At 44.3% G+C, this 14,307-nt stretch carries 12 protein-coding genes; 4 read left to right on the top strand and 8 right to left on the bottom strand.

Annotated elements, in window-relative coordinates; all coding sequences use genetic code 11:
• The first annotated feature begins 147 nt into the window (after positions 1-147).
• Together AC2CZC_RS01775 and AC2CZC_RS01770 are read left to right on the top strand one after the other, a co-directional pair.
• Positions 148-369 carry a hypothetical protein gene (locus AC2CZC_RS01775; RefSeq protein ID WP_484583608.1) on the top strand — a complete coding sequence of 74 codons (222 nt, stop codon included), beginning with the start codon at positions 148-150 and terminating at the stop codon, positions 367-369.
• Between the two features lie 45 nt (positions 370-414).
• The gene (locus tag AC2CZC_RS01770) at positions 415-828 is read left to right on the top strand and encodes an ACT domain-containing protein (protein WP_484583607.1); all 414 of its coding nucleotides are present in this window, start codon (positions 415-417) and stop codon (positions 826-828) included.
• A gap of 55 nt (positions 829-883) precedes the next feature.
• Here the strand turns inward: AC2CZC_RS01770 and adhP are convergent, their stop codons facing one another.
• Positions 884-1,897 carry an alcohol dehydrogenase AdhP gene (adhP, locus tag AC2CZC_RS01765; protein WP_484583606.1) on the bottom strand — a complete coding sequence of 338 codons (1,014 nt, stop codon included), beginning with the start codon at positions 1,895-1,897 and terminating at the stop codon, positions 884-886.
• Between the two features lie 228 nt (positions 1,898-2,125).
• Here adhP and AC2CZC_RS01760 point away from each other — a divergent pair, with 228 nt between their 5' ends.
• Positions 2,126-3,541: an MATE family efflux transporter gene (locus tag AC2CZC_RS01760; protein WP_484583605.1), complete on the top strand. Its 1,416-nt coding sequence runs from the start codon at positions 2,126-2,128 to the stop codon at positions 3,539-3,541.
• Here the strand turns inward: AC2CZC_RS01760 and AC2CZC_RS01755 are convergent.
• From AC2CZC_RS01755 to AC2CZC_RS01730, 6 genes are all read right to left on the bottom strand, one after another.
• Positions 3,536-5,011: an ATP-binding protein gene (locus AC2CZC_RS01755; protein ID WP_484583604.1), complete on the bottom strand. Its 1,476-nt coding sequence runs from the start codon at positions 5,009-5,011 to the stop codon at positions 3,536-3,538. The two genes, AC2CZC_RS01760 and AC2CZC_RS01755, sit on opposite strands and share 6 nt — an antisense overlap.
• A complete protein-coding gene (locus AC2CZC_RS01750) occupies positions 5,008-5,739 on the bottom strand; it encodes a response regulator transcription factor (RefSeq protein WP_484583603.1) in 732 nt (243 codons plus the stop codon). Before AC2CZC_RS01750 ends, AC2CZC_RS01755 begins: the two co-directional genes overlap by 4 nt.
• A 75-nt stretch (positions 5,740-5,814) precedes the next feature.
• Positions 5,815-6,609: a spondin domain-containing protein gene (locus AC2CZC_RS01745; protein WP_484583602.1), complete on the bottom strand. Its 795-nt coding sequence runs from the start codon at positions 6,607-6,609 to the stop codon at positions 5,815-5,817.
• A gap of 10 nt (positions 6,610-6,619) precedes the next feature.
• The gene (locus AC2CZC_RS01740) at positions 6,620-7,321 is read right to left on the bottom strand and encodes a spondin domain-containing protein (RefSeq protein ID WP_063360319.1); all 702 of its coding nucleotides are present in this window, start codon (positions 7,319-7,321) and stop codon (positions 6,620-6,622) included.
• A gap of 152 nt (positions 7,322-7,473) precedes the next feature.
• Positions 7,474-9,264: an alpha-keto acid decarboxylase family protein gene (locus AC2CZC_RS01735; RefSeq protein ID WP_484583601.1), complete on the bottom strand. Its 1,791-nt coding sequence runs from the start codon at positions 9,262-9,264 to the stop codon at positions 7,474-7,476.
• Between the two features lie 72 nt (positions 9,265-9,336).
• Entirely contained in the window at positions 9,337-11,298 is a 1,962-nt protein-coding gene (locus tag AC2CZC_RS01730) for an FAD-dependent L-amino acid oxidase (protein ID WP_484583600.1), read from the bottom strand.
• Positions 11,299-11,686: 388 nt separating this feature from the next.
• On the opposite strand from AC2CZC_RS01730, the gene AC2CZC_RS01725 reads away from it, so the two are divergent.
• A complete protein-coding gene (locus AC2CZC_RS01725) occupies positions 11,687-13,321 on the top strand; it encodes a winged helix-turn-helix domain-containing protein (protein WP_484583599.1) in 1,635 nt (544 codons plus the stop codon).
• On the opposite strand, the gene AC2CZC_RS01720 is transcribed toward AC2CZC_RS01725, so the two are convergent.
• Entirely contained in the window at positions 13,318-14,253 is a 936-nt protein-coding gene (locus AC2CZC_RS01720) for a glycoside hydrolase family 16 protein (RefSeq protein WP_484583598.1), read from the bottom strand. The genes AC2CZC_RS01725 and AC2CZC_RS01720 overlap by 4 nt on opposite strands.
• Positions 14,254-14,307 lie beyond the last annotated feature (54 nt).

Here is a 14,307-nt window from a genome sequence, read left to right as displayed (position 1 = left end):
AATGTTTATCTCCTAACAGCGATGCGATAACTATCGTCATCTTACTCTTTTTTTTACGCCATAAAAACTCGCGAAACAGCGCTTAGCTTGAAAAAGATATACGATGGCCACATAGCAATATGACAGTTTAACAAAGGACTAATGAATATGGACTGGCAAACTCGCGTGCTACTCATGATTTGCATACTCGGTGCAGTTATACTTATGTGTCGCGCGGTGCGTTGGGCCAAAAAAATGCCCAAAGGCGCTTTTTTATTTATGGCTTTAATGCCTTTAATTGCGCTATTTCCAATTCCGCCGCCACAATTTAAGAATATAGCTAAAGCGAAGCAAGAGCAGCGGAAAAAGCAAAAATCTGAAGAAGATTAATGCATCATTTGATATTTAAAAATAACAATTATAGAGGGTCAAAGTATGTCGGGAGAAACCAATTTATCGGTGCTGCTAGCCAGTATGGAGCCGGTTTTATCAGAGCAGCTGTATGTCTATTGTGTTGTATCGGAGCGTCAATTGGCGCACCTTTCACTGAGCACAATACACGGTATGTTCCGAGAAAAAGAGGGTATCACGGTGATCACCAGCAAGGCGTATGCACAAGAGGCGAATATTAATTATCAAGGGGATTATCGCTGTATTACCTTAAATGTGCATTCCAGTTTAGAGGCGGTTGGCCTGACTGCCGCATTTGCAGCAGCATTGGGGGAAGAAGGCCTTAGTGCGAATGTCGTTGCAGGGTATTACCATGACCATATTTTTGTACAAAATGAATGTGCTGATAAGGCTTTGCAGTGTTTAATTAAGTTGTCTCAAAGCCATCAAGGGGCGTAGTTTTTATAAAAAAGGCTGCCATCGCAGCCTAGCAAGTTGGGATAAAGTAGGGGATTTAATCTAGTGTCAGTACAATGCGCCCTTGAATATCGTTTTCTAGCATCTGATCAAAGACTTGATTGATATTGGCAAGAGGTTGCGTTTGCACAATGGCGCGTACTTTTCCAGCCGCGGCAAACTCAAGGCACTCAATAAGATCTTGCCGCGTTCCGACGATACTGCCTATTACACTGATCCCTTTTAATACCGTATCAAAGATAGGGATAGGTAGTGCATCATTGGGTAGTCCAACTAACACACATTTACCGCCGCGTTTGACGCTTTGATATGCACTGTCAAAAGCGTTTTTTGAAGCCGCTGTACAGATAACTGCTTGCACGCCACCAAAGTTTGACTGAATATGAACAGCCGGATCGGTTTTTTGATAATCGATGTAATGATCGGCTCCGAGCTCTTTGGCCAGAGCAAGCTTATTGTCACCCGTATCCACTGCAATTACATTGAGGCCCATGGCTTTAGCGTACTGAATTGCTAAATGCCCAAGCCCACCAACGCCAACAATAGATACCCACTGTCCCGGCTTGGCCTCACTGACTTTAAGTGCTTTATAGGTTGTAACGCCAGCACAGAATAAGGGAGCAGCTTCGACAAATCCTAAATTGGCGGGCACTTTCACAACATAGTTGGCATCAGCTAAGCAATATTCCGCATAGCCACCATCAACTGAGTAGCCGCTATTTTGTTGCTGAGGACAGAGGTTTTCGTCTCCTTGTAAGCAATGTTCACAATGTCCACACGCGGAATGTAGCCAAGGGATCCCTACCTTATCACCAATGTTTAAATGGTGGACATCATCTGCTTTTTTCTCAATGACGCCAACACCTTCATGGCCGGGGATGAGCGGCATTTTGGGTTTTACAGGCCAGTCGCCATGACAGGCGTGTAAATCGGTGTGGCATACGCCACAAGCTGCGATTTTAACTAAAACTGTCCCGGGTTGGATTTGTGGCTGTGCAACAGTCTCTATGCACAGCGGCGCTTTAAACTTATGAGCAACGGCTGCTTTCATGGTGGATCCTTTCGTAAATAGAAGACAATTGATTGTGCTGACATTGAGTGTATCTAGTTTTGCCCTATTGGAGTTGATCCGGCGCAATATTTTGCACTTGATGGCATGGGGCGTGTTTTTAAATTCACGTTCAACGTGAAATAGTTTCTCTGTCTTGTTTTCTGGCTCTGCCTTACAGTGGGCATAACCTAATCGATATAGCCTGGCCAGAATATAAGAGGAATTAAAGTGAAGGATTTAACGCAAGGCGTGATACACAAGCATCTAATCTTCATGAGTGTGCCCATTATGATGGGTATGTTTGTGCATACTTTAAATTTTGTGGTTGAGCTTTACTTTGTGGGCAAATTTGGTCGTGCCGCTTTAGCCGGGGTAGGGAGCGTTGGCGTATTAGTCTTTTTTGTCTTGGCTGCAACGCAAGTACTTAACGTGGGTATGGGTACTTTGATATCTCATGCGGTAGGCAGGAAAGATAAATCGCATGCCAATATTTTGTTTAATCAAGGCGTGTTCATATCCATATTGTGCATGATTGGCGTAATCATCTTTGGGTTATGGTTAGCACCGATTTATTTCGATGCTTTAGCGCCAGATACCGCGACTTTAAAAGCCAGCCTTGATTATTTTTACTGGTTTTTACCTGCGTTAGCGCTTCAGTTTCCTGTCACTGCGATTGCTGCCGCATTGAGAGGAACTGGCGTTGTTAAGCTGCCCATGTTGATTAATATTGTCGCCGTAACTCTCAACATGTTGCTGTCTCCTTTACTTATTACAGGCAAAGTTTTTGGCATGGCGCTCGGGGTGGCTGGTGCGGCGCTTGCTAGCTCAATTGCTATGGCATTGGGCTTTGTGGCACTGTGCTTGTATTTGCAATACAAAGAAGGTTATTTACGTTTGACCTTTAAGCAATGCTTGCCAAATGGAGTGGAAATTAAACGTATTATCGGTTTGGGTCTGCCAGCAGGTGGTGAGCTACTATTCACATTTGTTTATATGTCCGTCATTTACTGGGTTTTGCGTGATTTTGATGCTTCTGCACAAGCCGGTTTTGGCGTGGGGGTTAGAGTGATGCAGGCACTATTTTTACCCGCTATGGCGGTGGCGTTAGCCGGCCCTGCAATTGCAGGGCAAAATTTTGCTTCTGGCAATACCTACCGTGTTTTAAACACCTATCATCAAATGGCGTGGATGACTTGTGGATTGATGCTGATTTTAAATGGGCTATGTGTGTTTTACGCTGATATTTTCATTACGCCTTTTTCAAATGAGCAAGAGGTTATTGTTGTCGCAACTGTTTTTCTGAGTTATGTGTGCTTCAACTTTGTACCTGCAGGATATGTACTTACCGTGTCAGCCATGTTTAAGGCATTGGGGAATGTTTGGCCTGCATTGTTAAGCACAGTGATCCGGTTGAGTTTATTTTCAGTGCCTGTGATCACGCTCTCCCTAACCTCAATCATTAGTTTAGAAATAATATGGTTAATATCTGCAAGCTCTGTTTACATACAAGCGGTTGTCAGTCATTTTTTACTTAAAAGAGAATTGCACAAAAAGGGTCTGCAGTTGGTGTCCATCAGTGAGTGCAAAGCAAAGTGGCCACCACTATATAGAGCTAAAGGTACACCAAATAAATCAGCCTCATAGTGACCCTTCAGCTCCTCTGACTTGAAACACAAATTCGCTGCCTTGACCAAGGCGGCTATTTACTTTTATCTCGGATTTAATCAGTTCGATGAGTCTTGCCGTGATGGCAAGGCCAAGGCCTGCATGAGACTTTTTACAGCCACGCGTATTGCTCGCTTGATAGCGCGCTTCAAAAATATACGGTAGCTCTTTGGGGCTTATTCCAACGCCTGTATCTTGCACGGCAATGCTGTAAGCTTTTTCAGTGGCACAAATTGAGATACAAATGTTGCCCTTTGCTGGGGTATGACGCAGCGCATTTTCAATTAAATTGCTGAGAATTCGCTCTAGCTTTGCAATATCAGAGTAGACGGTAAAGTCGCATTCAACTGGGTACACACTCAATGATATGTCTGCTTTTTGCGCTTTTAATGCGAACTTAGCGAGTACGTCATAGATAAGCTCGCCAAGATTAAACACTTCAAAGTTGACTTTAGATTGTCCAGATTCTAAATGAGCAAGTTCAAAAATCTGATCGATGAGGCTTTTTAACTGATTGCAGTTTTTAAGCGAAATCGCGAGGTATTCTTGCTCGTTGTTGCCTGTAGGAGGATTTTTTTCTATGAGCTCTAAGTAACCTTGCAGCGACGCAAGTGGCGTACGCAAATCATGGGATAGGTGTGCTAACAGCTTGCGACGTTGCTCATCTATGGCTGTTAGCTGCGTCATTTGCTGATTTATCGTTTCCAGCATGCTGTTGACACTTTGCCCAACAAGATGAATTTCGTTGTGTTTGGATGGCCAATCTAATGCGGTAATGGATTGCATATCAAAGTCATTTTTTTCAACTTTTTGAATAAATTGGCTGAGGCGCTTTAGTGGCCGAGTCATAGTACGAAATAGCAGCAACAAAATGGCAAACAGAAAAACGGCCATGGCGATTAACCAAGCGATGCTCTGTGCTAATTGTTCAGAGCTTTTTATATGCGCGCTGATAGAATCCGCAATCGACGAACCGATAATGACATATAAGTATCCTTGTAGCTTGTCTCCGTTATACACGGGGGAGACTGAAAATATTTTGTTTTGCTCAACTGAACGCGGGTCATCACCATATACGGGCAGCTTAGTCGGTTCATTTATAAGCTGAATAAGCGGCCTTAAATCAACAGATTGTCTTTTTACTTCACCGGGTTTTGCTGAAAAAGTAAGTAGCTTGCCACTGGGGTCAACAAAATAAAACTCAAAAGCTGGCCCAAGTACCATCAGTGTATGGAACAAGTTCTCAAGTGCTTTGTAATCATAGACGCCTTGCTTAAGTAGCGGGTTATCTTGCGCTAAATGTTCAGCAAGCCCTAAATGTAATTGTTGCTCTGCTTGGGCTCTGGAAATAGAAGAGAGGTTTTGCGTCCAGAACACAAACGCAGAGACTGTGAGCATGAATACACCAGTAATGACGAGTGCTAGGCGGTGATAGAGTGAAAAGGTCATAACCTGTCCTGTTGCAAAGGCTTAGAATTGAGTTTATAGCCAACGCCCCAAACGGTTTCGATGATCGCTTGGTCTGTGAGTTTTTCTATTTTGGTCCGTATGCGATTAATATGAGAATTGACAGTGTGTTCGTAACCCAAATGGTCGTAGCCCCACACAGACTCTAGCAATTGCGCCCGGGAAAATACCTGATTGGGATGTTTGACGAAAAATAGCATAAGCTCAAACTCGGTTGCGGTCAGCTCCAACAGCTTTTGATGTAAAGATACTTCGTGGCAGTGCGGGTCAACGTGCAGATCACCGAGTTTTATTGGAGCTGAAACGCCCTTGGGTATTTTAATAGACTGCTGTGCTTCCAACAGCTTAATGTGCCTTAACTGTGCCTTGATACGGGCTTGAAACTCACGATAGCTACAGGGTTTACATATGTAGTCATCGGCCCCCATTTCTAAGCCAATGACGCGATCCATCTCGCTACTTTTTGAAGTTAACATAACAACACTGATTTTGGGATGGAGTGTTTTTATTTCTCTACACAATGTTAAACCATCGACGACAGGTAGCATGACGTCCAACAATACGATGGCATAGTGTTGCTGCGCTAGTTGAGACATAACACCTTCTCCAGTCGCAAGGTGATCAACTTCAAGGTCAAGCTCGTTTAAATGTACTTGTAGTAAACGAGCGATGTCTAAATCGTCTTCGACAATGAGCACACGTTGATGCATAGACTGACCTCCTGCTCGTGCTTATTACACAAGCAAACACGCCCCAGCTACTCGGTTGCCGGGGCGAGTAGGAGGCTATTTGGTTCTCATAATGGTCACTGACATCAATGGGTTGTCAAATTTATGAGCACTGCTTAACACAGAGTTCGTCAGACCATCGTCTTGACCGACAACACCAGGATGCATGGCAACCTTGTTCAGTTCTTCTCTTTGCGCATTAAATCCTTCCCCATTGTCAGCGGGGCCAGGAATAGTGCCACTGGTTTCTGAATTCTCTTCAGTGCCTGCGTCATACGCATAGGTGACATAGTGCATCTCGTCACCTACAGCCATAGAAGACACATCTAAGGCATTAAGACCGGTAAAGCCGTCATTTGTATTCACCATCATAGTAAATAATGATAACTTTTGTTCATCCAGAGACGATTGCGTTAACATAAGCTCTGTTTTTGCCCCAGGTGGTAAAACCCCTTCTCCAGACACTTTACCCTGCACGACGTCCAAGGCAAGCAAATCACTGTTGTCTCCACTTTCGGCCATTTTTTCAAGTGCTTCACTGGCTGGCTGACCAATTTCCCATAGTTGCCCTTCTTTATGTAATACCACACCGACAGGTGAAAGGGGTTGTGCATAAGTCATGTTTGTCACAGTGACTTTTATCATGGCCTCGCTAGGTTCCGGATCTGGTGTCGGGTCCGGTGTCGGGTCCGGCGTTGGGTCAGGTGTCGGGTCCGGAGTCGGATCTGGGGTTGGATCAGGCGTGGGGGCCGGTGCCGGACTTTCAACGACTGTCATCGGTTCATCGTTATTATCACTACAGGCAACCAGGGTCAGGCAAGCAATCGGTATAATCAATTTAGAGAGTTTCATGATAGCCACCTTATTTTACTGTAATAGTCACTTTAGCAACTGGGTTCAACCAGCGGTGTACTGTGTTGTGTAAATTACTGTTACCGCCTGTTGGATTATCATCGCCTATGTTACCTCTATGAATGTGTATCATTTCATTGGCTTCATCAGTCGTTACACCAGCTCCCCCGGTACCTGGAGCTACACCAGGAGAAGCAGGAATACCTAATACACCCGGTACACCTGAGCCGTCTTCGACCAATTCATTATTGGCCTCTGTACCTGCATCATAGGCGTTCAAATAGACGTGATAGGTGCCCGCTTCAGTTGGGATCTGCCAACTATTAAGTCCGATAAAGCCGTCGTTGGTTGGCAGCATCATAGCAACGATAGACAGCTTATCGTTGCCATCCGTGGTTTCTAAATCTGTCATCGTGCTTGTTACAGGCGCGAGTAAACCTCCAGCAGGGTTTAGGGCAGTATTCGCGCTAATGCCTGTCAATATGGTGTTAAGACCATCCAAGCTGCCGCCTTCGGCCATGGCTTGTAGCTCATCAGATGCTTTGTCTCCAACATTGAATAACATGGCATCCTTGGTGTGCGCAGTAATGAGTAAAGGGGTGAAGTATATTCCTTGGGTTAGGTTAGTAACCTTCACTTCAAGCGAGGCTGCATGTGCAGCACCGGAGCTAAGAAGTGTGCCTGCGATGAGTGATAGAATACGTGTTTTCATAATTGGCTCTTGTTGTTTGTAATTGACAACACTAAGCATGCAGGGCAATTATTGCGAAAGCCTCCCTCAATTATCACAAATTTATCACAGTAAGATCATTTTTTAATTCAAGCCAAAAAATCAAAACCAGCCACTTGGGCTGGTATTGGCAGTTAAAATTTACCGGCAGGCGGCCATTGAGGGTTGCATATTTCATCTTCTCCCACGGCCGTTGGTGCTTCGGCTGTGATGCTTGATGGGGTATCTTCTTTTGGTATACACACCTCAACAACATAGTTGGTGTTGTCGTGCTGGCGAACTTCTTCTAGTGCATTGAGCAGTTGTTCTACAGAGGTAACTTTGATCCCTTTACCACCAAATGCGTCCGGTAACTTAGCGATGTTCCAAGAAGGTAGATCATTGTAGCTATAAACTGTGTTGAGTAATTTATCTTGATAATCTACCGGTGGGTCACGAAATGGATTTGGATTCACAAGGTATTGCTCGATACCATAGATACCGTTTGCCAAGACAAACACAACGGTATTTTGTCCATATGCATGTTGATCGGCCACCGCTTGACAGGTTTCATGAAAGGCGCCATCGCCGACCACTACAATGGAGCGTTTATCAGGGTAAGCACATTTTACGCCTGTGCCAGCTGGCACAGAGTAACCTATCGATAACCAGGCGGCTTGTGCAACAAAGCCATTTCGCGAGGGAATTTTAACTTTTTGGGCACCGATCAGTGGGAAGCCGGCATCCACAATTAAAACATCCTCTTCTGAGAGCCAACTGCTGATCGCAGAGAAAAAGCTATCATAGCCCAATTGTTGCTCTGGCGTAGGCATGCTGCTTAGCGGCATTGGCTTGCGAATGCCGCTCAGTTGGGCTGGTTGTTCTTTAGCTAGTTTTTCAAAGGCCTCTGTAAGGTATAACAAATAGTCTTTAAGTTGAACCGACGGATAAAAGTCAGCTCCCACATAGACACCTTTATGAGCCGATAATATGGTGTTGCTGCTACGAATATCTTGATTGCCGGTATCTTTACCCGTTGTCCATGCACCTATACCGACTAACACGCCATCTTCTCCAACCAGATCTTTTACTTCAGATGGGGAGAGTGTCACGCAGCCTTCAAACCAAGGGTGTGTTTCAGCAATGACGGACTTACTCAATGCAGAGGTCACAAAATGTATCTGTCCATCGGGCATGGCATGATGGCGGTTGATCACTTCCATTAAATTGAGAAACTCATCTTGCAATTCGAGTCTTTGCAGTTCAATGCCAGCCCAAAATATGCTTTTTGGTTTTGATAGCATGAGCTGCAAGGTTGCTTCGGCAGCTTGTTTGGCACAACTGACCGTGAGCGTATCATTTTGCCGCTCTCTGATCCGCCCCTGTGGCCTTTGACAAGGGCTGCGCCAAATATCCTCTGTGACCTCAAAGTAGATAGGGCGCTGCTCACTGAGTAATGCTGTTAATGCCGAGTCGATTTGATAGGGGGCTTGTAGTGCATTGGTAATGCGCTCTGCGGCCACGGTGACTGGACGAAACATGTGAATATCGACAAACTCATATCCTGTGGTGTGGGAGTAAAGCAAGCCTTGGCACTTTGATATTTGGTCTTCTTTATTGGTGGGGGCACCATTGATTAAAATAACCGGAACTTGCTCGACATAAGAGCCAGCGATGGTATTAAGCAGACTAAATGCACCCACGCTGTAAGTCACATAAGCGGCGCAGGGGCCTTTGAGTCTGGCATACGCATCAGCGGCAAACCCCGCGCAAATTTCATTGGCATTGCCCTTAATGGTGATGGGGGATTGGCTGTCGGCTAAAATAGTATCGAGTAAACCTGCGGTGTAATTGCCAGCGACGCCAAACATGTGATCAACGCCAATTTCTTCCAGCCGGTCTTTGAAATAGTCCGCTACCGTATATTCTTTGAAACATGAACTCATAACTAAACTCTCAGATTAGTTCGCAAAAAAGCGGCTCAGCGATTTGCTTAGCCGCCGCGTTGATACTGTCGATTACTTGGTATCGAAGTAGCAAAGATCAACACCGATAACACTATCAAAGTCTTGTGCTCGGTCTATTGGCGCTGCATTTGCTGAGAAGTTAGTCTCAATGTATTGGTTGATGAGCTTACTGGAGTTTTCTTCGTAAATTGCTTTGATTGCATCCGATGCATGAATGTTGGTATTTTCAAAGTACACTTGACTAAATGGTTTCAAACCAAAGCTTTTTTCTAATGCCAAATCAGTTGAGCGCAATGCGCCTTCAACCCAGCCCTGATAATCAGAGAATGCTTCACCACAGGTGTATAGGTTGGGTAATGGCTCACTGAGTGTTTCCATGACTTCTTTATCATTAGCACCCACTGCCCATTGGTGAACGCCATAACCAAATTGTCGACTTGCTGGGATATCAAACTTGGTACTACCTTCCCAAATGCGTGCACTGGTCAGGATCGGCTCTGGTACATAGTGGGTGTTAAATATTTCTTTGAAGAATTTTGTTGCCTGAGCCACAACCGCTGTCGACGCTGGATAGATATCATCTGGGACATCTTGCACATAGTGACTTTGATTCGGGTGATGGTAAGTCTCGCCAATGTTTTGCAAGTTGCTCCAGAAGTTGATATTTAAATAGTCGCAATAGATGGTTAATGCGGCAGGTCGCTCGTATTTATCATTGCCGATACGGTCCAGTTTGGCCTGTACATCTTTTGAAGGGTGCGTTGTGCGTTCTTGGTACATCAGTGCTGCGGCCAATTCATCATTGACGGCATAGAAAGGATATACTGAACCGGTGGGTAAGTCGGCAAAGTTAGGGCCGAACTCAACGGCAGGTCTGCCAGTGGTACCACGACCCCACCACGCTGAGTCATAATACAGGTTAATTTTTAACAGCGGTTGGTTGCTGGCTGATTGCAGGGTGTTCCAAAGTTGCTCAGATTTATCTTTGTCGAGCTGGTTAAACGCGTTGGAGCGAACAAATAGTTTCTCGAGTGCAAGTCTTGGTAAGCCTAATATCACTTTTTCTGCTTGCACGACCCCTTTGTGTGTTTTCCCATGTTCATCAGTGTGGCTATAGTGTAATGAATACAGCCCTGATTCTTCAGCAAAGTCGATTTCTTCAATACTGGTCTGTAAGTGAATATTATCAGTGCCGACTTCTTGTACGAGTTTATTTGGTAATGTGCTAAAGCCGTCTTTAAAGGTTTTAAATTGCACATTAGCAGGAAAGTCTTCTAGGAGCTGGTAAGCAACCCCGGCGTTCATCTGCGATAAGAAGGTGCCATTGAAGCCAAGTACACGATAGAGCATATTTATACACTCTTGTGAATAACCCATATTGGTGTACAGGTCCCACAAGGTCCATTCATTTAGCGTTTGTCCTTGCCACTGACATTCTAATCTAAAGGCTTGCCAAAATTCTGGGCCTCTGACTTCGGGACGTTGCTGAAACTGTGGGTTAGCTTCTAAAATGCGATTAAACACGACATTAACGATGTCTTTTGGGTTCACACCTTGCTCAGATTGGTCAAGGTTATATAAGTGTGACCAGATAGCATAATTATCTTGCTGTGCGTCTGTTACGCTAAAGCTTTCACCGCGAAAGAATAAACGGTTATTTCCGCCACTGCTCATCGGAAAAGGAACGATGTCGTTTTGTAAGTTGAGCTTTAAAAATAGCGCCATCAGGTCGTCCATCCCATCAAACAAGAAGCGCATGCCGCCTTGCTCTTCTTTAACCGTGATGGTTTTTGGCTGATCTGAACGTAGATTATTAAATTCGATCAGATCGGAATCTAAACGTCCGCCTGTTCTATTTGAGCGTTCAAATATAGCCAAATCTTGTACTTGTGCTTCTTGCTGTAATCGCCACGCACTATATAGACCTGACATACCCGCGCCAACAATGGCGACTTTTACTTTTGAAGGGAGGGGTTTATCCGTGATCTCTTTGCCAAATGTGTAATGTGTCATAGTTTTTCCTTAGCCTTGATGGTTAAGTCTACTTTGGCAGACGACTACTCCTATAAACGACTACTGCGACTGTGCTGCAAAAGCAGATAGTTAAATCTGCGATTTACATAATGTTTTACATTTATTATGTAAGTTGTTTAATGGCCCAATAAACTGCTACTGCACGGCGCATTTATATAATTCAAATTAAATGTAGCACAAGGGTTAACTTTGTGATGATGCTGTTGAACATGTTCCTCGATTTATAAGGTGAATAAACCTGCGATAAATTATGTTGACTGAAGATTATCTTATGACGCTTGAGTGCATTGAAACAATGAGGCAAACTATATGCAAAACATATGGTTATATTGAGTAATTGCGAAAGCCAACCTAATGGTGTGATGTCATGCGCTTTAAAATTGATAACAAGGAAGTCGACCTCGTTCGCGGAGTGGTTTATACCCTAGACGCACAGCAACGAGCGCGGCATGAGATCCGTGCAAAAACTTTACAAGTTTTGACTGTGTTAGTTGAAAATACGGATCGTGTTGTGACTAAGCAAGAGTTACTCGAAATGATATGGCGCGATTTAGTCGTACAAGATCAAGTGCTGGTGCAGTCGATAAAAGAAATACGAGATATGCTCGGCGCCAATACAATTAAAACCTTTCCTAAAAAAGGTTATCGATGGGTAGCAGAGATTGAACGCATTCAAAAGCCAGTTCAACTTAGAGCGCTTATTCCGATGCGGATCTTGGCTTTGGCTTTTTTAACATTGATATTAGTCATTAGCTTAGCCCATTATATTTTAGATAAATCCAGCTCACAGCAGTTGCCTCAGGTTGCGTTTCTACCTGTAGAAAATAATATGCCAGATAAATTGCATGATTGGGTACCTGTAAAGGGCATGGATCACCTCACCTATGGTCTTGCTCAACAAACGGAGTTACCTGTAAGTGATACTGACGATGTGCTATTGGCGATTGAACATGTACAGCAACGAGATCTGCAAAATACGATGCCCATCGCACAGCTGGTGTTTAAGCTTCAGCAAAAACTCGGAGCACAATTGATAGTGCAAACTCGATTGACAGGTTACCCTGAAGACTTGCAGCTACATTACACACTGCATTCTCAACATGGTCCACAGCAAGGGGTAATTTTGTCCCACAGCGTTGATGATGCATTAAATCAATTAGTCAGCGCATTGGCAGAAAAGTTTGGTCAACGAGAAATAACTGATGGCAGCCATTATCAAGGTGCGTTCAGTAATCAAGCTTTTGCCAAAGGGGTGAATGCATTTTTAAAGCGTGATTATGAAGCTGCCATTGTGTTGTTTCAAAGTGCGTTAGTTGAGCAACCCAATATGTTAGCTGCAAGGCGTTATTTGGCCGGCAGTTTGGCCAATACTTACAAGTTGCCCGAAGCGATTAACTTGCTTCAAGGCAGTTTATTGCTAGAAGATAACTCAGTCAGTCAAAAAGAGCATTTGCGTGCCAATTTATTAATAGGCTACCTATTGATCCATTGGCCTCAAGGTGACAATAGGCAGCAAGAATTAGATTTAGCAGAGCAGTACATAGCGAAAGCGAAAGGGTTAGCTCAATCCAGCCAAGACAAGTTATTTATCGCGTACTCGTATGAAGAACTGGGAAAAATTAAGCGTTTACAGGGCCAATATAGTGAAGCGACAAGATGGCTATTGGCTGCGCTTGAATATCATCAGAGTTTCCATGGCCGCTATGGGCAAACCGCCGCTTTGATTGAACTTGCTAAAATCGCCATAGCACAAGAAGAGATCAGCGAGGCCAAACTCTATTTTACTAAAGCGATGCAAGTTGCAAATGAAAGTAACGCCAGCCCAAATCAAATTTGGGTATTGTTAGCACAGGCAGACATGTATCGCGATTTGGGGCAAAAAGCCCGTGCGCACACAATGGCGCAACAGGCGCTGGATATCGCCCACCTAGCGGATAGCCCGCAACTCATTGCCAGAGTGCAGGCTTGGTTTGCCCATGTGCCTATTCATACAGTGAATTAAAGGCTACAGTAATCCGCCTGTTTTGGGCGCCAGTCGGGCACGGTATCACGTTGAGCAACGTTAGATTTTCTGAGTTGCTCTACGGCTTTTACAACGGCTGTTGGCTTAACCACCTGATCCTTTACAAAATAGACCCAGTCTACATCTTGGTAGTATTGGCGCATTTGTGTAGATTGCACTAATTTATTCGGGTCAAACCATTGATTAAAGTTAATCGACATCGGCACTTCTGGGTATACGTCGGCACCATGCTCAGCGAATAAGTGGCCATTTATATAATACTTGAGGGTATTATCAGCGACTTGCAAAACCAATGTGTTCCAGCCTTGTAGTGACTCGATATGATAGTCATATGCGTTGACCTTGGTCCAAGGCGTTAATTGAAAGGTTTCCCAAGAGGTGGCAAATAAGGCAAGACGTTCGGTTCCCCAGCCTCCATTGGGTAGATATTCAAAATCCATTTCGCTGTAGTTTTTATCCATCGGTGCTTTTAAAGGACTAATGGCGTAGAACGTTTGTATGACGGCGTCCCCATCTGGTCCATATTGCGGCGCGTCATTAAAATAGACTCGTGCAGCATAGGTTCCCTCTTTATATTTTCGATTGTGGCAGACTTGTGTGTGGCGTGTATTCTCTGCGGTGCCATCAGTTTTCGCGGTAATACGCATTACTGTATTGTTGTGATTGATGGGGTCTGGATGAAAAGTAACGCCTTCTTTCCACCACGTTGCGTTTTTAATGCCCGGGTGGCCGGTTTCATCACGAATTTGCCAACCATTTTTTTGCGCCTCAGAAAACTGACGATAACTAAAATCATCAAACATGATCTGAGGTGAGTTTGCATTTGCGACAGGGGATGTGGCACAAATGCCTATCGTACCCGCAACCAATAAGCCAAGTTGTGCTTTTATTAATATTTTGTGTGTCAGCATCGAGTTTACTCCATTTTCTTGTGTTTGGAGTAGCTTGTTGCACAGGCACAAAAA

This window comes from Pseudoalteromonas sp. MMG033, assembly GCF_057197785.1.
This window is presented reverse-complemented; position numbering and strand designations above follow the sequence as displayed.

Excerpts from the sequence above, each read along its gene's own strand:
- AC2CZC_RS01775 (WP_484583608.1), top strand. The coding sequence starts at position 148 with ATGGACTGGCAAACTCGCGTGCTACTCATGATTTGCATACTCGGTGCA.
- AC2CZC_RS01770 (WP_484583607.1), top strand. The coding sequence starts at position 415 with ATGTCGGGAGAAACCAATTTATCGGTGCTGCTAGCCAGTATGGAGCCG.
- adhP (WP_484583606.1), bottom strand. The coding sequence starts at position 1,897 with ATGAAAGCAGCCGTTGCTCATAAGTTTAAAGCGCCGCTGTGCATAGAG.
- AC2CZC_RS01755 (WP_484583604.1), bottom strand. The coding sequence starts at position 5,011 with ATGACCTTTTCACTCTATCACCGCCTAGCACTCGTCATTACTGGTGTA.
- AC2CZC_RS01750 (WP_484583603.1), bottom strand. The coding sequence starts at position 5,739 with ATGCATCAACGTGTGCTCATTGTCGAAGACGATTTAGACATCGCTCGT.
- AC2CZC_RS01745 (WP_484583602.1), bottom strand. The coding sequence starts at position 6,609 with ATGAAACTCTCTAAATTGATTATACCGATTGCTTGCCTGACCCTGGTT.
- AC2CZC_RS01740 (WP_063360319.1), bottom strand. The coding sequence starts at position 7,321 with ATGAAAACACGTATTCTATCACTCATCGCAGGCACACTTCTTAGCTCC.
- AC2CZC_RS01735 (WP_484583601.1), bottom strand. The coding sequence starts at position 9,264 with ATGAGTTCATGTTTCAAAGAATATACGGTAGCGGACTATTTCAAAGAC.
- AC2CZC_RS01730 (WP_484583600.1), bottom strand. The coding sequence starts at position 11,298 with ATGACACATTACACATTTGGCAAAGAGATCACGGATAAACCCCTCCCT.
- AC2CZC_RS01725 (WP_484583599.1), top strand. The coding sequence starts at position 11,687 with ATGCGCTTTAAAATTGATAACAAGGAAGTCGACCTCGTTCGCGGAGTG.
- AC2CZC_RS01720 (WP_484583598.1), bottom strand. The coding sequence starts at position 14,253 with ATGCTGACACACAAAATATTAATAAAAGCACAACTTGGCTTATTGGTT.